18 protein-coding genes and 1 tRNA gene are annotated in these 22135 nt (G+C 40.4%); 12 read left to right on the top strand and 7 right to left on the bottom strand.

Annotation, left to right across the window (positions count from 1 at the left end; translation table 11 throughout):
• Positions 1-454 precede the first annotated feature (454 nt).
• The 6 genes from FMM05_RS20340 to FMM05_RS20365 all read right to left on the bottom strand — a co-directional run bounded on the left by FMM05_RS20340 (position 455) and on the right by FMM05_RS20365 (position 3794).
• Positions 455-733, bottom strand: coding sequence for a hypothetical protein (locus tag FMM05_RS20340; protein ID WP_143375267.1), 279 nt, complete (start codon positions 731-733; stop codon positions 455-457).
• Positions 734-854: 121 nt separating this feature from the next.
• Positions 855-1127, bottom strand: a complete 273-nt coding sequence (locus tag FMM05_RS20345; protein ID WP_143375268.1) for a hypothetical protein — start codon at positions 1125-1127, stop codon at positions 855-857.
• Positions 1128-1259: 132 nt separating this feature from the next.
• A tRNA-His gene (locus tag FMM05_RS20350) sits at positions 1260-1335 on the bottom strand.
• A gap of 74 nt (positions 1336-1409) precedes the next feature.
• Positions 1410-2126: a bacillithiol biosynthesis deacetylase BshB1 gene (gene bshB1 / locus FMM05_RS20355; RefSeq protein WP_143375269.1), complete on the bottom strand. Its 717-nt coding sequence runs from the start codon at positions 2124-2126 to the stop codon at positions 1410-1412.
• 97 nt (positions 2127-2223) lie between these two features.
• Positions 2224-3279: an isochorismate synthase gene (locus tag FMM05_RS20360; RefSeq protein ID WP_143375270.1), complete on the bottom strand. Its 1056-nt coding sequence runs from the start codon at positions 3277-3279 to the stop codon at positions 2224-2226.
• An 83-nt stretch (positions 3280-3362) separates the two neighbouring features.
• Positions 3363-3794 carry a PaaI family thioesterase gene (locus FMM05_RS20365; RefSeq protein WP_143375271.1) on the bottom strand — a complete coding sequence of 144 codons (432 nt, stop codon included), beginning with the start codon at positions 3792-3794 and terminating at the stop codon, positions 3363-3365.
• Positions 3795-4195: 401 nt separating this feature from the next.
• Between FMM05_RS20365 and FMM05_RS20370 the strand changes: the two genes are divergently transcribed.
• The 6 genes from FMM05_RS20370 to FMM05_RS20395 all read left to right on the top strand — a co-directional run bounded on the left by FMM05_RS20370 (position 4196) and on the right by FMM05_RS20395 (position 13568).
• Positions 4196-5815 (top strand): hypothetical protein, encoded by a 1620-nt coding sequence (locus FMM05_RS20370; protein ID WP_143375272.1) that lies wholly within the window; start codon positions 4196-4198, stop codon positions 5813-5815.
• A 62-nt stretch (positions 5816-5877) separates the two neighbouring features.
• A complete protein-coding gene (locus FMM05_RS20375; RefSeq protein ID WP_143375273.1) occupies positions 5878-6456 on the top strand; it encodes a DUF1579 domain-containing protein in 579 nt (192 codons plus the stop codon).
• Between the two features lie 82 nt (positions 6457-6538).
• Complete coding sequence (locus FMM05_RS20380; protein ID WP_143375274.1) at positions 6539-6907, top strand: hypothetical protein; 369 nt, start codon at positions 6539-6541, stop codon at positions 6905-6907.
• A 9-nt stretch (positions 6908-6916) separates the two neighbouring features.
• On the top strand, positions 6917-7570 hold the full coding sequence (locus tag FMM05_RS20385; protein WP_143375275.1) for a hypothetical protein: 654 nt from the start codon (positions 6917-6919) through the stop codon (positions 7568-7570).
• Positions 7571-7643: 73 nt separating this feature from the next.
• Complete coding sequence (gene purL / locus FMM05_RS20390) at positions 7644-11336, top strand: phosphoribosylformylglycinamidine synthase (protein ID WP_143375276.1); 3693 nt, start codon at positions 7644-7646, stop codon at positions 11334-11336.
• 120 nt (positions 11337-11456) lie between these two features.
• On the top strand, positions 11457-13568 hold the full coding sequence (locus FMM05_RS20395) for a hypothetical protein (protein WP_143375277.1): 2112 nt from the start codon (positions 11457-11459) through the stop codon (positions 13566-13568).
• Positions 13569-13680: 112 nt separating this feature from the next.
• On the opposite strand, the gene FMM05_RS20400 is transcribed toward FMM05_RS20395, so the two are convergent.
• The gene (locus tag FMM05_RS20400; RefSeq protein ID WP_143375278.1) at positions 13681-14193 is read right to left on the bottom strand and encodes a zinc ribbon domain-containing protein; all 513 of its coding nucleotides are present in this window, start codon (positions 14191-14193) and stop codon (positions 13681-13683) included.
• Positions 14194-14420: 227 nt separating this feature from the next.
• On the opposite strand from FMM05_RS20400, the gene FMM05_RS20405 reads away from it, so the two are divergent.
• The 6 genes from FMM05_RS20405 (at position 14421) to FMM05_RS20430 (ending at position 21995) form a co-directional block, all read left to right on the top strand.
• Positions 14421-14888 carry an ankyrin repeat domain-containing protein gene (locus FMM05_RS20405; RefSeq protein WP_143375279.1) on the top strand — a complete coding sequence of 156 codons (468 nt, stop codon included), beginning with the start codon at positions 14421-14423 and terminating at the stop codon, positions 14886-14888.
• An 11-nt stretch (positions 14889-14899) separates the two neighbouring features.
• The gene (locus tag FMM05_RS20410) at positions 14900-15418 is read left to right on the top strand and encodes a GNAT family N-acetyltransferase (RefSeq protein ID WP_143375280.1); all 519 of its coding nucleotides are present in this window, start codon (positions 14900-14902) and stop codon (positions 15416-15418) included.
• Between the two features lie 190 nt (positions 15419-15608).
• A complete protein-coding gene (locus FMM05_RS20415; RefSeq protein WP_143375281.1) occupies positions 15609-17396 on the top strand; it encodes an AMP-dependent synthetase/ligase in 1788 nt (595 codons plus the stop codon).
• A gap of 103 nt (positions 17397-17499) precedes the next feature.
• Positions 17500-18669 carry a carboxypeptidase-like regulatory domain-containing protein gene (locus tag FMM05_RS20420; protein WP_143375282.1) on the top strand — a complete coding sequence of 390 codons (1170 nt, stop codon included), beginning with the start codon at positions 17500-17502 and terminating at the stop codon, positions 18667-18669.
• Between the two features lie 385 nt (positions 18670-19054).
• Complete coding sequence (locus FMM05_RS20425; protein ID WP_143375283.1) at positions 19055-19510, top strand: MarR family winged helix-turn-helix transcriptional regulator; 456 nt, start codon at positions 19055-19057, stop codon at positions 19508-19510.
• 94 nt (positions 19511-19604) lie between these two features.
• On the top strand, positions 19605-21995 hold the full coding sequence (locus FMM05_RS20430) for a 3-hydroxyacyl-CoA dehydrogenase/enoyl-CoA hydratase family protein (RefSeq protein ID WP_143375284.1): 2391 nt from the start codon (positions 19605-19607) through the stop codon (positions 21993-21995).
• Positions 21996-22135: the final 140 nt, after the last annotated feature.

Consider the following 22135-nt stretch of genomic DNA (forward strand, 5'->3'; position numbering starts at 1 on the left):
ATTCGTTTAATTGCATCTTTTTTATCGCACTTTTCTTAACTGTTTGTTAACGTGAAGTTTGAGTGAGAAAGTTTTTTTACTTTTTGTTACAGGCAGGCTCTTATCACGCAATGTTTATACTCTTATATATAATAAGACACATATTTTACCTATTGGCACGAATTAGGGGTTTTGAATTCCGCAAAGCAGACGCAAAGTTTCGCGAAGCTTTATTACTACTTATATATATAGGTATGCTTGTCCTCTCCCCCGGCCCCTCTCCAAAGTGGGGAGCGAAGGACGGTATAGCTATATATACAGGCTTGTACTAAATAGCACACTCCTTATATATAGGTATAAAAAAAGCCGGGTAAACCCGGCTTGTGTATCTATATAATATACTACTATATATAAGGAGTGTGTTTAAACAACAATGGCCCTGCATTGCAAAGCCATTGTTGTCTATTGTGTAGTTTTATATTTTACTAAAATCTTCTATACACTTTTTTGCGTAGAGCTTGGTTATATTAAATACCCTGCGTTTTGCTTCAGTATCTTTTTCCAAGCGGTGTTTAGATAAAAATGCAACGGCGGTATTTTCGAATTCTTTTTGAAGGTCGTTTATAAAGGCTTCGAGTTTAGAACCACCAGCCGATATATATATGTCGCTATTAAATTTTTTATGAAAATCTTTTTGCACATCACTACACACCTTTTCCAACTGCCCTTCTAACTGTTTATAATTAAACTCCATTTATACTTCTATTGTAAATTTTAATTTACGGCAAAATAAACAAATTGGTTTTACAGTCCAGTTATAAAATTTAACTTAAAATTAGTAAAATTTTTCGTATCTAAATTAAAAATCTCTAATCTTAAACTACCCTGCCATAAAACTCAACACATTTCTTGGCATGCTTTTTTGCAATGGTATGAATAAGTTTTAGCGCATCAGGATTTTCTGAAATATTATTTGATTGTATGAATAATTGCGCCGCTTTATCAAACTCGGATTTTATAAGATCAAAAAAAGCTTCGAGCATACCCAAACCGCCCGATTGATATCCTGTTTTATATTGGTTACCCAGGTTTTTAATCACATCATCGCACGCACATTCAAAATCAGATTCTAAAGCAGAATAGTCCATTTTTATGTTGATTAATAGTTAGTATAATAGTACAAAATTATATTGGATTATACAGCAGTGCTTTTATATAATAAGTAGAGCAAAAAAAACCATAAAAAAAGCCTCTTAATTACTTAAGAGGCTCATAAATTAGGGTGAATGAGGGGTCTCGAACCCCCGACCTTTGGAACCACAATCCAACGCTCTAACCAACTGAGCTACAATCACCATTTGTTTTGCGAGTGCAAATGTAATTTATTTAACCGTTTTTGCAAACAAAAATTACACTTTTTTACAACAAATTTATATCAAATCGGCTAAACTGTTCACTGCCAAATGCCTTTCTACAGTAAAACCTTCGGCAAATTCTGTATTAATTAGCCTGCCCAAGTCGGCTGCACGGTAAAGTATGCTGTCTTTAAAGTTTTTTGTAGCAATGGGCGTTACCGGCTCGGTACTATTGGGATCATAAAATTGCGACTTGTATGCCATTAACGATGCCACTTTAACATCCATAAACCCGGTTACATCTACCACAAAATCGGGTGTAAGGTTTTTCCACTGTATGTAGTGATATACCAGTTTTGGCCTCCACTCCTGCTGGACATCGCCATCATATTGCGTTTCTATTCTTCGTAATCCTGATAAAAATGCTGCATCCGACACTAATTTACTGCCCTTTGCATGATCTATATGCCTGTCGTCTATAGCGTTGGCTATTACAATTTCGGGCTGGTATTTGCGAATCATTTTTATAACCTCCAGTTGGTGCGCTTCGTCATTTATAAAAAAGCCATCCCTAAATTTAAGGTTCTCCCTTATGCTCACTCCTAAAATCTTTGCAGCATCGGCTGCTTCTTTGTCCCGAATTTCGGCTGTGCCACGTGTACCAAGTTCGCCACGGGTAAGGTCTACAATGCCTACTTTTTTACCAAGTGCTATTTCTTTGGCTATTGTGGCGCCACAGCTTAACTCAATATCATCGGGGTGCGCGCCAAAAACAAGTATATCTAATTTCATTATTGTATTATCTAATTCGGCTGCAAATTTAGCCACGAATTACACCAATTCCCACAAATTTATCTTTTAATTGATACTTTAAGATATTTGCAGATTGCTAAATTACCTTACGCATGGTCATGCTCTTATTTACGGTTTCTAAAAATTCTTTTTGAGGGTCGCTATCGGTAGTAATACCGCAACCTATGTATAGGTGTGCTGTATCGTCCTGAATTTTCATGCAGCGCAGATTAACAAACAGGTCGGTTTTAGGCTGGCCGATTGCAAAGTCGTGGTTAAGCTCGCCTAAAAAGCCTGCATAGTATTCCCTGTCATAGTCTTCGTTCGCTAACAGGTACTCTTTAGCATTACTCTTTGGCAGTCCGCATACGGCTGGCGTGGGGTGCAGGGTATTAATAACTGCATACAGACTATCAACATCTTTAAGCTCTGCCGAAATATCCGTTTTAATGTGTACGATGTTGCCTGCCCTAAAGGTGTACGGCTCGGTAGTGTCTACGTTGGCAGTATAATCTGCAAGTTCAGAGACTATATAATCGGTCACAAATTTTTGTTCCTGCCTTTCCTTTTCTTCCCAAACGGCCTCCTCCCCTGCTTTATACAGTTGAGTACCCGCAAGGGCAACGGTATGCAGGGTATGGTTTTCTACCTTTAAAAGCTGCTCTGGCGTGGCTCCCATCCACAATCCGGCTTGCGGATCGTAAAAACAGTACCTAAACGCGTTAGGATAGGTTACCAGCAATTTTTGGAAAATCGCTACAACATCGGCTTCCGCCAAATGTACGAGTTCTTTACGCGATAACACCAGTTTTTGAAATGCACCGCTTTTAATCGCCGCTACACTTTGCACCACAAGTTTTTCAAAATGAGATTTGGCATTAACATCAATGGCCGGCTGTAGAGGAGCATCAGGAATGTTTACATCCAAGTCCATTTCAGCCGAAATAATATCGGCCGCGTGGGCGGGAATAAATACGGTTTTGCCCAGGGCAAATGGTGCAAATACAAATCCGCTGCCGTTATAATTTACAGCGTGGATTGAACTGTCATTCTGAAATACACCGTTTATTATGGTACTGCCGGGCTTGCTGTAAACCGCGAACGGAAACCCTGTTTGTAATTGTTCTTTAAGTCGGGAAAATAAATGCGTCATAAAAATACTTTTGCCACGAATTACACCAATTTCACAAATTAAAATTGAAGATAAAGTATTGGTGCAATTCGTGAAATTAGTGGCTAAACATTACGTTTTCTTGGCAGTACCATATTTGTAATTTTACAAAGCGATATCAGTTTGCCTTGTTCGTCGGTAATTTTAACCTCCCACAAGTGCAGGCTCCTGCCCTGGTGCACTATGCGTGCCGTTCCGGTTACAACGCCATCGCGCTTGCTACGCAGGTGGTTGGCCGAAATTTCTATGCCGCGCACTTCCTGCAACTCAGGATTTACAAACATAAGCGATGCGGCACTGCCCACACTCTCGGCAAGAGCAACACTTGCCCCACCGTGCAGCAGCCCCATAGGTTGATGTACGCGCGGGTTAACGGGCATTTTAGCCTCAAGAAAACCTTCTCCGGCATCGGTATACACGATCTCAAGGGTTTCCATAAGGGTATTTTTACTGTAATCGTTGCACATTTTTAGTGCCTTGTCTTTATCAAAAGCCATTGGTATAAGTTTAAAGTGTAAAAGTAGGGAAAAGAGTCGAAAGCTAAATAAGATCGTCGAAAGTCTTAAAGTCTAAAGCCATTCAGGCTTAAAAGTCATAAAGTCAAAAGAGCTTACTCTAATCTCAAAATGAAGGAGCGTGGAATGGATTTGATTTGAACTTTTGACCGATCGACCTCGCCCCCAACCCCCTCTCCAAAGGAGAACGGAGGTTGGGATGGGTACCTTTCGGACTTTTGACTTTAGATTTTAAGACTTTATGACATTACGACTTTCCACTTTAAGACTTGATGACTTTCGACCCGCATTTTTAAACTAAAATTACTTTTGCTGCGTTAACACTACAATTGCTTTTAAAAATTTAGAATTAATAGCTACTTTTACCAAAAATTGTTATTTATATGCGTCATCTTTTACTATTACTTTTATTAGGCTTTGCTGTAACCTTTACTTCATGCCGTGATGATTTTGAGTTTGAAGCCAGTAATGGTACCGGACTTGAATTCTCCCGCGACACCGTATACCTTGATACTGTGTTTAGTAACATTGGATCCAGCACTTATACATTAAAGGTATACAACCGCAGCGATAAAGATATTAGTATACCCAGCATAAAACTGGGTCAGGGCGAAAACTCTAAATACCGCCTTATGGTAGATGGTGTTCCCGGCAAGGTATTTAACAATGTAGAGCTGCTGGCAAAAGACAGTATGTTTGTGTTTATAGAAACTACTATAGATTATAGCGAATACACTAACAACAATACTACGTTTTTGTATACCGACCAAATTCAGTTTAGCGGGAGCGCAGGCCAGCAGCAGGTAGAACTGGTTACGCTTGTTCAGGATGCGTATTTTTTATTCCCGCAGCGTAACGATCAGGGCGAATATGAGGCCGTGCGTTACGATGATGAACTTACCGATGATGGCGAAGCTACTTATGTTTACGGCTTTAATTTAGATGAGGCCGACCATGATAACGAATTGATTTGGAACAATACAAAACCATATGTAATATATGGTTATGCCACCGTGCCTACAGGTAAAACCCTTACAGTAAATCCCGGGGCGAGAGTACATTTTCATGCCGATTCGGGTTTAATGGTACGCCCGGGGGCCACGTTAAATATTAATGGGGCAGTTTCCACTGCTGGGACTAATGATAATGAGGTAGTTTTTGAAGGCGACCGCCTGGAACCCGATTTTGCCGATGTACCGGGTCAGTGGGGTGCTATATTATTAATGTCGGGTGCCGATAATACCATCAATCACCTTACGCTTAAAAATGCTACGGTGGGCATTTTATCGCAACGTATTGATGCTAATACTACTCCTAAGCTACAAATAGACAACTCGCAAATTTACAACTGCTCTAACTTTGGTATATTGGCGTATACCTCTAACATTTCGGGCAATAACTTAGTGGCAGGTAATGCCGGGCAGGCTGCTGTAGGCTTAATTTATGGCGGACTCTATAACTTTAAACACAGTACTTTTTCCAACTACTTTAATGCCTATAACCAGGTTCCGCTGCTTGTAAATGACTACATTCAGGATGAAACCACCGTATACCCTGCCGAATTGACCGCTAATTTTGATAATTGCATTATGTATGGGTCGGGTAACGTAGGCCTATCGTTAGAAAAGCAATCTACAAGCGATAGTTTCCATATAATTTTTAATCACTGCCTTATTAAACTGGTAGACAGTACAAACCAGTTTAGGAATGAAGATTTGTACCCCGGCGATGCAGGCACAGGTAACGAGCCAACTGTTGTTGCTTACAATGGCTGTATTTTAGCCCGTAGTTCTACACGCAACACGCCTAATTTTGAAGACCCTGACAATAATAAGTTCAACTTATTTACCGATACTACCGGAACGCCGGAATTTCCCGGCGCGGAAGGCACTGCTGATCCTGCCATTGCTGCACAGGTTCCGTTTGATATTACGGGAGCATCAAGGCCAGCTACGGGGGCTGATATAGGTGCCTATGAAAGCCAGGCCGAACCTGCCGAGTAATTTTAGGAAAATTATAACTTTATTTTTCATAATTTTAGGCTAACAAACGTAAAACCAACATTATGAAAAATTTATTTACAACACTTAGCGTGCTTGCACTATGCCTTACCATAGGCAGCGCAACAGCACAAACTAAAGAAGAAGCAGCCATGCAAAAAGCCTGGGAAGCCTATGCTACCCCCGGCGACATGCACAAAATGCTTGCCGACGAAACCGGGACATGGGATGTAGAAATGACGTTTTGGATGGACGCTAATGCCAAGCCCGAGACGAGTAAATCTACATCAGAGTCTAAAATGATAATGGGCGGCCGCTATCAGGAAGTAACCTACAAGGGCAATCTTATGGGTATGGAATGGGAAGCTAAGAACACGATAGCTTACAACAACAAGTCTAAAGAGTTTACTTCAACCTTTATAGATAACAGCGGTACGGGTATGATGGTTGCCACAGGCACGTACAACCCTGCTACAAAAACAGTAACCTTTAAAGGCGATATGCCCGATCCACTAACCGGCAAAACGGTTAAATTCAGGGAGCTTTATACGATTGTTGATGCCAACACCCGTAAACTTGTTGCCTACGACACCAAAGACGGTAAAGAATACAAAAGCATGGAAATTTTAATGAAGAGGAAGTAAGGTTTAGACACGAATTTTCACAAATAACATAATCCGGCTTAGTAGCCGGATTTTTAACTTATAAATACATTATTTTGCTAATATGGATTTAGTAACCGAAGAATTATTAGGCGATTGCCAAATTTTTGAACAGGAGAGTTTTCACGACTGTACCAAACGTTATGACGGTTTTGGAAAAGATTTATACCGAATAATAGCGCAAAAATTACCCGAAATATTTAAACACCTTACATTTTACAAAGCGGTAGGTATTACTGGCAAATGTGCAGGTATCATAGTTGGAAATAGCAGTGTAGCTATTTACCAAAAAAATGGTAAAACCATATCTATAGAACTTGACTATTATGATGTGATTGGCATTTGGAATTTTGACGGCTTATTGTTCGAAACAGGCGGATGGTCTGATACGCCATATGAGGACGCTATAGATTTTATTGAGAAGAATTTTTAAAGCGTTAAAATGGAGGAAAAACAAAAATATTACTGCTCTTTTATTAAAGTTGGAAACAAGGAGTTTATGGAGAAATTATTCTATGATGGAGAAATTTTCTGTAATACCCTTGATTACTTTCAAAATCTTCCTCAAGAAAATTTAATGGCCGATCCAAATGACGGCGATATTAAATTAATTCAGGCTAAAAATATTAAACTTGAATTTAAAGATAAAACATTTTTAAGTGACAAAGGTCAGATACATTTAAAAAATCCTAATCTCAAGGGCAACTTGTACTGCCTATATGGCGTGGAAACAAAAACTATTGAACCCTCAGAGACTTTTAAAAAATTAGATTTAGATTTGAGTGCAATTGACTGGGGTGATTATGCTATATATATATTTGACACTCTTGAGTTTTTGAGGCGAATGGAAGCAGCCATCAAAAAAGAGCAATTACAATTCGAATTTCATCCTGTTTTATATTATGATGATAAAATATATGAGGGTGATCTTAACGTTTTTAATAAATCGATAAAATTCGAAAAACAAAAAGAAATAAGGTATTGGATAGCAAATACCAATAATGAACCCATAAAACTATATCTAGGAGACCTCTCGGATATAAGTATTCTCTTAAATAGAAATGAACTACAGAATATTGAATATGATTACAAATAACCTCTCAACTTGCTATTGCCTAATTACTAATAAATAACTAATTTTGCCCCTTTAAACAACAACACACATAAAAATGATCCATTTCTTCGGAAACCAGACCAATACGGTTTTTGCGGTACAGGCGCAAAACGAACTTTCGGCAGAGGATATTTCAAAATTAAACTGGCTTTTTGGCAACGCTCATAAAATAGAAAAATCCGTACTTACGGATTTTTTTGTTGGTCCGCGTGCCACCATGATCACCCCGTGGAGTACCAATGCCGTTGAGATTACCCAGAATATGGGCATTACAGGCATTATCCGCATTGAGGAGTTTGAAAAGGCCGACGAAGCTACCGCAAGTTTTGACCCGATGCTTTCTCAAAAGTATAACGGCCTTAACCAGGACATTTACACCATAAACATTAAGCCGGAAGCTATCCTTGAAATTGAGGATATTGCCGCTTACAACCAGCAGGAAGGCCTTGCGCTTAACCCTGAAGAGGTAGATTACCTTAACGACCTTGCCACTAAACTGGGCAGGAAACTAACCGACTCTGAAGTTTTCGGCTTTAGCCAAGTAAACTCAGAGCACTGCCGCCACAAAATATTTAATGGTACGTTTGTTATTGATGGCGAAGAGAAACCTTCATCGTTATTCAAGCTTATCAAAAAAACATCGGTAGAAAATCCTAACGATATCGTATCGGCTTATAAAGATAATGTTGCCTTTGTTAAAGGGCCGCGTGTGGAGCAATTTGCCCCTAAAACGGCTGATAAACCCGACTTTTACCAGGTAACAGAATTTGATTCGGTTATCTCGATAAAAGCTGAGACACATAACTTCCCTACTACTGTAGAGCCTTTTAATGGCGCTGCAACAGGTGCCGGTGGCGAAATTCGCGACAGGCTTGCCGGTGGGCAGGGGTCGTTACCCCTTGCAGGTACGGCGGTGTATATGACATCATACTCGCGCCTTGAAGAAAACAGGCCTTGGGAAAACGGTATGGACGAGCGCAACTGGCTGTATCAAACCCCAATGGATATCCTTATAAAAGCGTCTAACGGAGCGTCTGACTTTGGTAATAAATTTGGGCAGCCGCTTATTACAGGGTCGGTACTAACATTTGAACATACCGAAGCCCCCTCTAACTCCCCCCAAGGGGGAGAAGAAAAGCCACGCAAACTGGGCTTTGATAAAGTTATAATGCTTGCCGGTGGTATTGGCTACGGTAAAGCAAGCCAGGCGGCAAAACAAAAACCGCAGGTGGGCGATAAAATAGTGATACTTGGTGGCGAAAACTACCGTATTGGTATGGGTGGTGCAGCAGTGTCATCTGCCGATACAGGCGCTTTCAATTCGGGTATAGAGCTTAACGCGATACAGCGTTCCAACCCGGAGATGCAAAAACGTGCTGCCAACGCCGTTCGTGGTTTGGTAGAGAGCGAGCACAACCCAATAGTTTCTATTCACGATCACGGTGCGGGCGGGCACTTAAACTGCCTGTCGGAACTCGTGGAAGAAACCGGCGGTAAAATAGACCTTGATAAATTGCCGGTGGGCGACCCTACCCTTTCGGCTAAAGAAATAATTGGTAACGAGAGCCAGGAACGTATGGGCCTTGTTATTGGACAAAAAGATATTGACACCCTGCAACGCATTGCCGACCGTGAGCGTAGCCCAATGTATGCTGTAGGTGATGTTACGGGCGATCACCGATTTACTTTTGAGAGCGCTACCACTCATGCAAAACCAATGGATTTTGCCCTTGAAGATATGTTTGGCTCATCGCCAAAAACTATAATGAGCGATACTGCGGTTGTAGCCAACTACGCTAACCCGGAATATTCTCAGGAAAAAGTACACGAGTACCTAAACCAGGTACTTCAGCTGGAAGCTGTTGCCTGTAAAGATTGGTTAACCAATAAGGTAGACCGTTGTGTGGGCGGTAAAGTTGCCAAGCAGCAAACTGCCGGGCCTATTCAGCTTCCGCTTAACAATGTAGGTGTTATGGCGTTAGACTATGCCGGTAAAGAAGGTATAGCAACCACCATAGGCCACTCGCCGGTTTCGGCACTGGTAGACCCGGTTGCGGGTAGCCGTAACTCTATTGGCGAGGCGCTGTCTAACATTGTTTTTGCCCCGTTAAAAGACGGACTTAAAAGCGTGTCGCTTTCGGCTAACTGGATGTGGGCTTGTAAAAACGAAGGCGAAGATGCCCGTTTATACGAAGCAGTACAGGGCTGTAGCGATTTTGCTATAGAATTAGGGATCAATATACCTACGGGTAAGGATTCGCTATCAATGAAACAAAAATACCCTGATGGCGATGTTATTGCCCCGGGTACGGTTATAATTTCTGCCGCAGGTAACTGTAGCGATATCCGTAAGGTAGTAGAGCCGGTTCTTAAAAAAGATGGCGGTAACATTTACCACATCAACCTAAGTGGCGATACCTACAAACTGGGCGGATCATCGTTCGCGCAGGTTCTTAATAAAGTCGGCAACGAAGTTCCCACGATTAAAGATGCAGCAGCGTTTAAAAACACATTCAACGTAATTCAGTATCTTATAAAAGCGGGTAAAATTGCAGCGGGCCACGATATAGGCAGCGGCGGTTTAATTACTACCCTGCTTGAAATGAGCTTTGCACAGGTTAACCTTGGTGCAGAGTACGACCTTACCAACCTTAACGAGGCTGATACGGTTAAAGCCCTGTTTGCAGAGAACATTGCTATTGTAATTCAGGCGGATGCTTCTATAGAGGCCGAACTGGCTAAAAACAATGTAGCCTTTACGCTTATTGGTACGCCTAAAGAGGGCAATACAGTAACCGTTAAAAACGGCGACGCCAATCTTACTTTTGATGTGGCCGAAACCCGTGATACCTGGTTTAAAACATCGTACCTGTTAGACCAGAAACAAAGTGGTAAGCAAAAAGCACAGGAGCGTTACAACAACTATAAAAACCAGCCGCTGCAATACACCTTCCCTGCTCATTTTACAGGTAAAAAGGTAACGTTAGATGGCAGCAAGCCAAGGCCTAAAGCCGCTATTATTCGTGAGAAGGGTAGTAACTCTGAGCGTGAAATGGCAAACGCCATGTACCTTGCCGGTTTTGATGTGAAAGACGTACACATGACCGACCTTATATCGGGCCGTGAAACCCTTGAGGATATCCAGTTTATTGGTGCCGTGGGTGGTTTCTCGAACTCCGATGTACTGGGTTCGGCTAAAGGATGGGCGGGTGCTTTCCTTTATAACGAAAAGGCTAAAATTGCCCTTGAGAAATTCTTTGCCAGGGAAGATACCCTATCGGTAGGTATATGTAACGGCTGCCAGCTTTTTGTAGAGCTTGGCCTTATAAACCCTAACCACGAGGTTAAGCCACGCATGCATTTTAACGATAGCCACAAGCACGAAAGCGGCTTTACATCGGTTAAGGTACAGGAAAACAATTCGGTTATGCTTAGCACCCTCACAGGCAGCACCCTGGGTGTTTGGATTTCGCACGGTGAAGGTAAGTTTGAACTGCCGTACCAAGAAGATAAATACAACGTGGTGGCTAAATATGCTTACGAAGGCTACCCGGCTAACCCTAACGGCAGCCACTTTGATATTGCCATGATGGCAAGCGATAACGGCCGCCACCTGGTTATGATGCCGCACATTGAGCGCTCTATGTTCCAATGGAACTGGGCGTACTACCCGGAAGGCCGCACCGACGAGGTTTCGCCGTGGCACGAAGCGTTTGTTAATGCCCGTGAGTGGATCGAAAAGCGTTAATTTGGTTATTTAGTTATTTGACCTTAAGACAGAAGATAATAGATGATATACGCCTCCAGGAATGGGGGCGTTTTTTTATTTAAATAAAATATCTAAATTGCAATCAAATAGAAAGACTTTATGAAAATTAATGACCATGAAAAAAACAGCTTTTATTTAATGGTTGACTCATTAAAGAAAAGCCGCAGGGCAGATTTATCAGATATAAATAATGATGACGATATTATTGAAGAACTATACGTCGATCCATTAGATGGCGAGTTTGTTTTAAAGTCATGTCTTAGACCTAATACAACAATGTTAATTGGTAGGAAAGGGACAGGGAAATCTACTATTATTGCAAGGTTACAACATGAATATAGAAAAGATAATGATAAATTATCTTTGTATATTGACGTTAAAACAATCTTCGAGCAATCTAAGAATTTTACTTATGATTCAGGTCCCTACAGAAATCTAATGACTAATGTTGACCTAGAAAAATATTTAATTTATAAAACCTTCCTGAAACAAATAATTGATCAAATAAAAAGTGAGGTAAAAACTAATACAATAAAATTTTTCCTAGCTAATATTTCAAAATTATTTGGACCAAATAAAAAAACTTACGAAATTGAATTAGACAATATATTCGACGAAATTGAAAAAAATGAATATATAGATATACAGATATTAAAAGAAAAAAATGTAAGCCAAGAGGCTCAGAATAATATTGAAAAAAGAACTGAAAATACATCAGGTCTTAATTTAAATATAAACCAAAATCCCTCTATAGATTTTTCAGCAAAGCAGACTAATTCCTCACAGCAAACTAGTAATAGTAGTATGGAGGAAAAGTATTCGGAAATATTGTTAAAATGTTTTAACCCCACAGTAATCCTCAATAATATAAAGGTTCTTTTGAACAAAATAGGTATAAAATATGTAGTTATTTGTCTTGATGATTTTTCAGAGATAGAAGAAAGAGCTATGAAAGTATTTGTAGATACAATTGTTTCACCTTTAAATAATTGGTCCGACGAATATTTTAAATTTAAAATTGCTGCATATCCGGGAAGAATATACCTTGGAGATATAGACCCTCAAAAGATTGAACAAATTAGATTGGACTACTACGATTTATATCAGTCACGAAAGGTTACCGATATTCAGGCAGAAGCGCAAAAAAGCGTAAAAAAGCTATTAACAACTAGAATTTCATATTTCTGTCACCAATTACCTGAATATTTTTTTGATACGTCAAAAAACCCAATCGAGGACTATTATAAAATGCTTTTCGATATTACTGCAAGTGTTCCAAGAAATGTAGGGTGGATACTATGGTATTCATATCAAAATAGTATAGCTAAAGATGAACGTATTAGTTTACGTGATTTAGAATTAGCTTCTGAGAAATATTTTTCAGATTCTATCAACCCCTATTTTTCGCAAAATAAATTTATGAGAGAACCATTTTCAATTAAGCTTGAAAAATATCATCTCAAAGAACTTTTGCAAAGTGTTATTGCCGCCTCGAAAAGTAACAAGCGAGAGATTCCAAATTTGGAATCTAAAATTTTTCAATTAGACAAGGAAAAACCGCCAACTAGCCATTTTTACATTGATAATAAATTTGAAGACATTATTTCATCTCTTGAACTAAATTTTTTCATTACAAAATACAATGAGCAAAAAGATCAAGACAGTCAAAACTTGATGAGTTTCTTTACTCTGAATTACGGGCTTTGTATGAAAGAAGATATTTTTTATGGTAGAGGAAGTGACAGAAAATATGTTATACAAAGGCGATTTAACTATACTGAAATTATTAAAAAATATATATCCAATGCAAAACAGATCAGATGTCAAAACGCCGAATGTAGTCACATATTTAGCTATGAAACACTAAATAGTCTACAATTATTTAATATGCTATGCCCTATTTGCAGAAAGGGGAATTGTGAAATAGAACATGTATCAGTTGAAATTCCGAACGTAGATGAGAGTATTCAGATTCCAGAGTTTGATATAAGTTTATTAAATTCCTTAAATATTGAAGAGCCTCAATATCCATCTTCTTTAGCACAGGAATTAGATTGCACGTATCAAAAGGTTTCAAAAAGATCGATAAAGTTAAGGGACTTAGGATTACTTGATAGTGAAAAGAAAACTATTGATCAAAAAATAGGTGAAAGAAGATATTACACCTTAACTGACAGGGCGAGAGAAACCTATTTTAAGGAAATTAATTAAACCTTCTCTACATAGTAAATATCTGAAAGACGAAACGAGCATCAGGCTCATACCAATAACAACAATGCCCTACATTATGCAGGGCGTTGTTGTTTAAACTATTTATGGTAAACTAAGACAAAAGCTTTCTGTTTACAGGCAGCCAGTATAATATTAAAAAAGTAAGCGCTATTAAAACTGTAATTGCTGTGGTCGCAATAAGAATGGTATCGCCCATATCGCCCATCTTGGCGTTCATATAATCTGCTGTTAAGGAAACCGAATATATTTGAATGGCAATAGCTATTACGGCTGCTACCGAATAGACGTATAGGCCCATAAGCTTTCTTTGCAGCATTAAAATGGCAGCTATAAGTTTAGCAAGGGCAGCTACAAATGCCACAATATAAAACGACTGCATTCCCTCAATCGGTGCCCCGGCATCCATAGTAAGCGATACTGCCGAACTTATCAAAGTAAAAGCAACGCCCACTATAGTCAGTATGCACAATACTTTCAGGAAGGTAGCACTTTGCGGTACCTGTATTTCAAATTCGTCAAATCTTTTAGGCTGCTCTGTATTACAATTATCGCAGTAGGTGGCGTCATCGGCAAGCAGGTTGCCGCATCGGGTACATGGTTTCATGGTAGGGTTATGGTTTGTGCGGGTAAATATAGTAATTATAAAAGATTGTGCAAATATGAGTTGGAATTAGGGTAGATATGTAATCCATGCCTACATCTTTTGTAAATTGCAGTTAAACTCGCATGCATCTGGAACTTATACTGATGCTAAAGTAACGGATGGGAAGAGCGAGTAAAACTGTTGAGATTAATAGAAAATTTTAATGGGGTTTTTAAAAATTAATATCTATGAGTCTGCTAAAAAAACTATTTGGTTCAGCGTCAAAGGACAAAGCAATTGACATTGATATCAATACTTTAGACGATTACAAAAGAAACGCTTTGTTTGGGGCTATAATTAATGGAAACGAGGCCGCGGCTATCAACCTGATTAACCGTGGTATTGCTCTAAATGCGCAGGACAGTAACGGGCAAACGCCGCTGCACTTTTGCGCACTATACAGCAACTATAACATAGCCAGGGCTATATTAGATAAAGGTACCGATGTAAACCTTAAAGATAACTATGGCAACACCCCCTTGTGGACTGCCGTTTTTAATGGGCAAAAATCTAAAGACTACGGGATTGTAAAACTGTTGCTTAGCCACGGTGCCGATGCGCACAGCATTAACAACGTTAACAAAACCCCGCTGGATTTCGCCAGACAGGTGGGTTACACCGATTTAATAAAAATTTTAGAAGGTAAACTTATATAAATTAACCAACTATGCAAATTACCACCACTCCCCGCCTTACCCTTCGCGAACTTACCGTTGATGACGCGCAACATTTTTATGAGCTTAACCTGGACCCGGAGGTGCTTCAATTTACCGGCGATGTGGTTTTTGAAACTATTGACGCTGCCCGGCAGTTTTTAGAAAACTATGGGCATTATAAAAAATACGGCTACGGGCGCTGGGCGGTAATACGGAAAGAGGATGGTGCCTTTTTGGGATGGTGCGGACTAAAATTTTCGGAGGACACCGGGGAGTGTGATCTGGGCTTTCGGTTCTTTAAAAAATACTGGAATCAGGGTTACGCTACCGAAGCCGCAAAAGCATCCCTCGAACTCGGATTTACAAAATTTGGCATCCTAAAAATTATTGGCAGGGCCATGACCGCAAATTTGGCTTCTGTAAGAATTTTGGAAAAAATTGGGATGGAATTCTCGGCTTTTTTTGACTTTGATGGCGAAGACGGAGTTTTGTATTCGATTTCAAAATCCAAAAGTGAAATATTAGCCTAAAAAGCGCAAAAAATACCCTTAAAACACCCTATTTTAGCGCATCTCGAAATCCAAAAGTGAAATATTAAGCCTTTTTTGACCCAAAATTGCTTAATCAGCGACTCACGATTTAAAAATTATCACATCCTAAATTAATTGGTTTATAAAATATAATTTCATAATTTGCATAGATAAACCTTTACAAAAATTTATGGATAATATAACCCGTCTGTTTGATTTTCCGTACTACCAGCTTAAAAAGTATAACCTGCCTGCGGCATTGGTCACTAAGTACGGAAACGAGTGGGTAAAAACCTCAACGCAGGAGTACCTGGATAAGGCTAACGCCTTCTCCCGTGGGCTTTTACGTATGGGAATTCAAAAGAATGACAAGATAGCCGTTATATCATCTAACAACCGCACCGAGTGGAATATTGTTGATATTGGCATACTGCAAACCGGGGCACAAAACGTACCGGTATACCCTACCATATCTGAAGAAGATTATGAGTACATTCTAACCCACTCAGAGACACAGTATTGCATCGTGTCGGATGAAGAGTTGTATAAGAAAATAATGTCGGTTAAGCCTAATGTACCCAACCTAAAAGAGGTGTATTCTTTTGATAAAGTGCCGGGCTGCAAAAACTGGAATGAGATACTGGACTTGGGTAAAGACACTGATAATCAAGACGATGTAGACCGAATTAAAGAGAGTATTAAGGAAGATGAACTGGCTACCATCATTTATACATCGGGTACTACAGGCAGGCCTAAAGGCGTGATGTTGTCGCATAAAAATATCGTGTCTGATGTGCTAATGAGCTCAGAACGAGTACCTTTTGAACACGGCCAGAGCGTAGCCCTAAGCTTTTTACCTGTTTGCCATATTTACGAACGCATGATCTTATACATCTACCAGTACTGCGGCGTATCGATATATTTTGCGGAAAGCATTGAAAAACTGACAGATAACATTAAAGAAACATCGCCCGATGTTATTACGGCGGTGCCACGATTGCTGGAAAAAGTGTACGATGCCATTATAGCTAAGGGTTCGGCGCTTACCGGCATCAAAAAGAAACTATTCTTCTGGGCGGTTGATGTAGGCCTTGAGTATGAGCCATATGGCGTTAACGGCCCATGGTATGGTGCTAAACTTTGGCTTGCCCGTAAGCTGATATTCAGCAAATGGAAGGCTGGTTTAGGTGGCAAATTAGGCCTTATGGTTAGCGGTAGCGCAGCCATACAGCCAAGGCTTGCCCGTGTGTTTGCAGCGGCAGAAATCCCTGTAATGGAGGGTTATGGCCTTACGGAAACGTCGCCCGTTATTGCAGTAAACGACCAGCGCAATGGTGGTTTTAAAATTGGCACCGTAGGCAAACCCCTTAAAGGTGTGGAAGTTAAGATTGCCGAAGACGGCGAGATACTATGCAAAGGCCCTAATGTGATGATGGGCTATTACAACGACGAGGAAAAGACCAAAGAGGTTATGACCGACGGGTATTTTCATACCGGGGATATTGGCCTGATTGATAAGGATGGTTTCCTTAAAATAACCGACCGTAAGAAAGAGATGTTTAAAACATCCGGAGGTAAATACATTGCCCCTCAGCTTATTGAGAATGCCATGAAACAGAGCCGCTTTATAGAGCAGATAATGGTTATTGGTGATGGCGAAAAGATGCCTGCTGCCTTTATTCAGCCTGATTTTGCGTTTGTTAAGCAGTGGGCATCCCGCAAGGGCATTAACCTTAGCTCTAACCAGGAAATAGCGGACAGCAAGGAAGTTCACGACCGCATACAGGAGGAAATTGAGGGCATCAACAAGAAATTTGGACATTGGGAGCAGATCAAAAAGTTTGAGATAACTCCTGATACCTGGAGTGTTGAAAGCGGCGAAATGACCCCTACCTTAAAGCTTAAACGTAAGGCAGTTAAAGAAAAATACCAAAAGCTTTACGACAAGATTTATGGTGGTGATTCATCTGAAAAATAGAAATCTAAACTCTCCTTACCGGAGAGTTTTTTATGCCTTTGCCACAGCATTTTAGTAGAGTAAATCAGTAAAAATAGTTATTTTAGCCGCAACCAATAAAACTATGAAACAACTACTTATACTACTATTACTTACCACAGGCCTTTGCTTTGCCCAGCAAAAAACTATTAAAGGTGTAATTAAAGATGTCACTACGCTGGAGCCTGTTGCCATGGCTACCATTACGGTGGACAACACCAATATTAGTACCGTAGCTAACGAAGAAGGCAGCTTTAGGATTATACTTCCATCTAACGCTAAAAGCATTACCGTTAGCCACTTAAGCTATAAAACATATAGTTTTACTCCCGAAAAATCCAACGATAACCTTGAGGTATTTTTAGAGCCGGGCGGTATTATGCTCGAAGAGGTTGTGGTAACGAATAGACCGGTTAACGAAATTTTAGAGGAAATAGTAGGCAATTCGCGCAAGCGGCTGGAAAAATCGCTGCTGCTGCATACTTACTACCGTGAATTTGTTAAGGTTAACGATGTGTATACCAAGTTTGCAGATGGCCTGTTGGACTACTATGTTAAGCGTAAAAGCGGTGCAAGCGATTTGCTTGTTAAACAAAGCAGGTCCTCACGGCTTGTAGATGCAGGCACAACCAAGAGGGAGCAAATGACCGACGCACTGTACCTGTTTGATGTACGCGATGCCATATCTGATGCGTATAGTTTTAAGGGGATCCGCAATGTACTGAGCAGCCCTAACTATACTTTTGAGCTACGGATGCGTACGGATAAAAACGGGAAATCGGTAGAGATCATTAAGATAATCCCTAAACCCGAAGTTGAGAAGATATTAATGGAAGGTACTGTGGTGTACGACCCTGCTACTAAGCTCATCCTGGAAATGGACATTAGCTATAGTGAAGCGCATAAAAAGTACATTGCAGAGATCAATGCGCTTATTATGAAGTTTACCCTACTGGACGAGTCTAAAAAAACGGGCTTTAAAGTAGAAGGCACTAAGTATATTATGACCTATAACAAGCACAGGGCTAATTTTCACGCTAAGATGGGCAATAAACTGGATGATACCTTTGATTTTGTGAGCGATATTGTTGCCATGGATTATAAGGATGGCGAGTTTGATCTCGACAAAAAACTAAAGTATAAAGAGAAAAGCCTTTTTACTGCCGGTACTCATTTTACCGAGGAATTCTGGAAAACCAACAACACCCTGCTGCCTACAGAGGCTGAGGAGAAAGTTATTCAAAGTCTTAAGTAATAACTATTTACACACAAATGATACTCCCCAATAGGGGAGTTTTCTATTATCCTCTAAAATTATTATATTTACTTAAAACATAGATATTTATTATAATCATAATGATAAAAGCAACACTATGAAATTCCCAAAGGGTCGGTAATTTTTGACAATGCCCTGCTCATGACCAATATTGAGCACGAGTGGCACAACGCTGATAGCACACACCTTTTACAAGTGCAATAACATTAATGTAAAGCCCATTTACAAATTATTCCTTACCTTGTAGGGATAAAATATACATTCTCCCTAAAAAAAGAGGGAGTTTTTTATGAACCCAAAAATTAATTTTAATTTAATATGCACGCATACTAATTTATTTGTATATTTGAAACACTAATTAACTATGAAAGAAAAAACAATAGATTACATACTGAGGGCAACATGGCAGGCGGTATCAAGAATGTACAATGAAGAAGCCTCTAAATATGGCGCCAGCATGTCGGTAGGGTTTGCGCTTCTTTCTATAGATAAAGACAACGGTATACCAAGCACTGCGCTTGGCCCGCAAATGGGTATGGAGCCTACAAGCCTTACACGCACTTTAAAAAGCATGGAAGACAAAGGCCTTATATCGCGCAAAAAAAACCCGGTAGACGGGCGTGGCGTGCTTATTAACCTTACCAAACTGGGCAAGGAAAAAAGGGAGCTGTCGCGCGACAGGGTTTTAAAGTTTAACGATGTTGTAAGGCAGCACATCTCTCAGGAAAAACTGGATCATTTTATAGAGGTGGCCGAGAAGATAAACGAACTGATATCTGAAAGGCAGATCTTTATTAATGATGAAGCCGATTCTAAATAAATAAACACGGTGCTCAGGCATCAACAATTAAACATATTACGTAGTGCAATAAGCCCTGGCAAGTTGCATTAACCAAACTAAAAAACAAAACAGAATGAAACGCACTATTAAAAAGGCGGCCGTTGTAGGCTCCGGCATTATGGGATCTGCCATTGCTATCCATTTTGCCAATATAGGTGTAGAAGTGCTCCTGCTGGATATCCCGCCAAGGGAACTTACCGAAGCTGAGCAAAAAAAAGGCCTTAGTTTAACTGATAAGGCTGTGAGGAACAGGATAGTGAACGACCATTTGGCCAATTCGTTAAAAAGTAAGCCCTCTCCTATTTACCACCAAAAATTTGCAGAGCGCATTTCTACCGGAAATACCGAAGACGACATGCACAAAATAGCCGAAGCCGATTGGGTTATTGAAGTTGTTGTTGAGCGCCTTGACATTAAACAGAAAGTTTTTGAGAACATCGAAAAATACCGCAAGCCGGGCACACTTATTACCTCAAATACATCTGGTATTCCTATAAAATTTATGAGCGAAGGCCGCAGCGAAGACTTCAAAAAGCATTTTTGCGGTACCCACTTCTTCAATCCACCACGTTACCTTAAACTTTTCGAAATCATACCGGGTCCGCAAACCTCAACAGAGGTACTGGACTTTTTAAACAACTACGGCGAGAAATTCTTAGGAAAAACATCGGTAGTAGCTAAAGATACCCCTGCCTTTATTGGTAACCGTATTGGTATTTTCGGCATTATGAGCCTCTTTAAACAGGCTAAAGATATGGGCCTTACCATAGAAGAGGTTGATAAACTTACCGGCCCCGTTATTGGCAGGCCTAAAAGTGCCACCTTCCGTACGGTAGATGTGGTTGGCCTTGATACCCTGGTACACGTTGCCGAAGGTATTTATGACAATTGCCCTGATGATGAAGTGCACGAACTGTTTAAGGTTCCTGATTTTATCAATACCATGATGACCAACAAATGGCTGGGTAGTAAAACCGGCCAGGGTTTCTATAAAAAAGTAGATAAAGATATCCTGTCGTTAGACCTCGATACTTTAGAGTACCGTGCTGCTAAAAAAGCGTCGTTTGCTACCTTAGAGCTTACCAAGACTATAGATAAGCCTATTAACCGCTTTAAAGTGCTTGTTAAGGGCACCGATAAAGCCGGCGAATTTTACCGCAAAAACTTTACAGGCATGTTTGCCTATGTGGCTAACCGCGTACCTGAAATTACCGACAACCTTTATAAAATAGACGACGCCATGAAAGCCGGCTTTGGCTGGGAAAACGGCCCGTTCGAGATTTGGGATGCAGTGGGCGTAGAAAAAGGTATTGAGCTTATGAAAGCCGAAGGCCTTACCCCTGCCGCCTGGGTTACAGATATGTTAGCTTCGGGTAACAACAGCTTCTACACTATTAAAGAGGGCGCTACGTATTACTACGACTTAGCCTCAAAATCGCAAAAGAAAATTCCGGGTCAGGATGCATTCATTATCCTGAACAACATTCGCGAAACCAAAAAAATATGGAGTAACAGCGATGCTATTATCCAGGATCTGGGCGATGGCATTATTAACCTGGAGTTCCAGTCTAAAATGAATACCATTGGTGGCGGTGTGCTGCAAGGCATTAACAAAGCTATTGACCTGGCCGAAAAAGAGTACGACGGACTTGTAATTGGCAACCAGGCGGCTAACTTCTCGGTTGGTGCGAACCTGGGCATGATATTTATGATGGCTGTAGAGCAGGAATATGATGAGCTTAACATGGCTATTAAAATGTTTCAGGATACGATGATGAGGGTTCGTTATTCGTCTATCCCCGTAGTAGTTGCGCCGCATGGCATGACCCTGGGTGGCGGTTGCGAAATGAGCATGCACGCCGATAAGGTTGTTGCTGCTGCCGAAACCTATATTGGCCTTGTGGAGTTTGGCGTTGGGGTTATTCCTGGCGGTGGTGGTAGCAAGGAGATGGCCTTAAGGGCATCGGACACCTTTAAGAAAAACGATGTGGAACTTAACGTGTTACAGGAGTATTTCTTAACCGTGGCTATGGCTAAGGTATCTACTTCGGCCTACGAGGCCTTTGACACCGGCGTGCTTCAAAAAGGTAAAGACGTTATAGTGGTAAACAAAGACAGGCAGCTTGCCGAGGCTAAAAAATATGCTAAACTACTTGCCGATGCGGGCTATACCCAACCGGTAAAACGTAAAGATGTAAAAGTACTGGGCAAACAGGCCTTGGGTATGTTTATGGTAGGTACCGATAGTATGGAAGCCGGGCATTACATATCTGAACACGATAAGAAAATTGCCAACAAACTGGCCTATGTTATGGCGGGTGGCGACCTATCTGAAGCTACTTTGGTAACAGAGCAGTATCTTCTTGACCTTGAAAGGGAGGCATTTTTATCGCTTACAGGCGAAAGAAAAACCCTTGAAAGAATACAGTTTATGTTGACTAAGGGGAAACCGCTAAGGAATTAGGCCCCCTAACCCCCAAAGGGGGAACTTTTCATACTGAAACTATACGCTCTAACTTTATTAAAATAATTTAAGACCATTTGTAAAATTTAAGAATTACGAGAGGTCTGAACATAATCCTACTTACCCCTAGTAGGAATTCC

It is taken from the genome of Flavobacterium zepuense, from assembly GCF_007097145.1.
Taxonomy (GTDB): domain Bacteria; phylum Bacteroidota; class Bacteroidia; order Flavobacteriales; family Flavobacteriaceae; genus Flavobacterium; species Flavobacterium zepuense.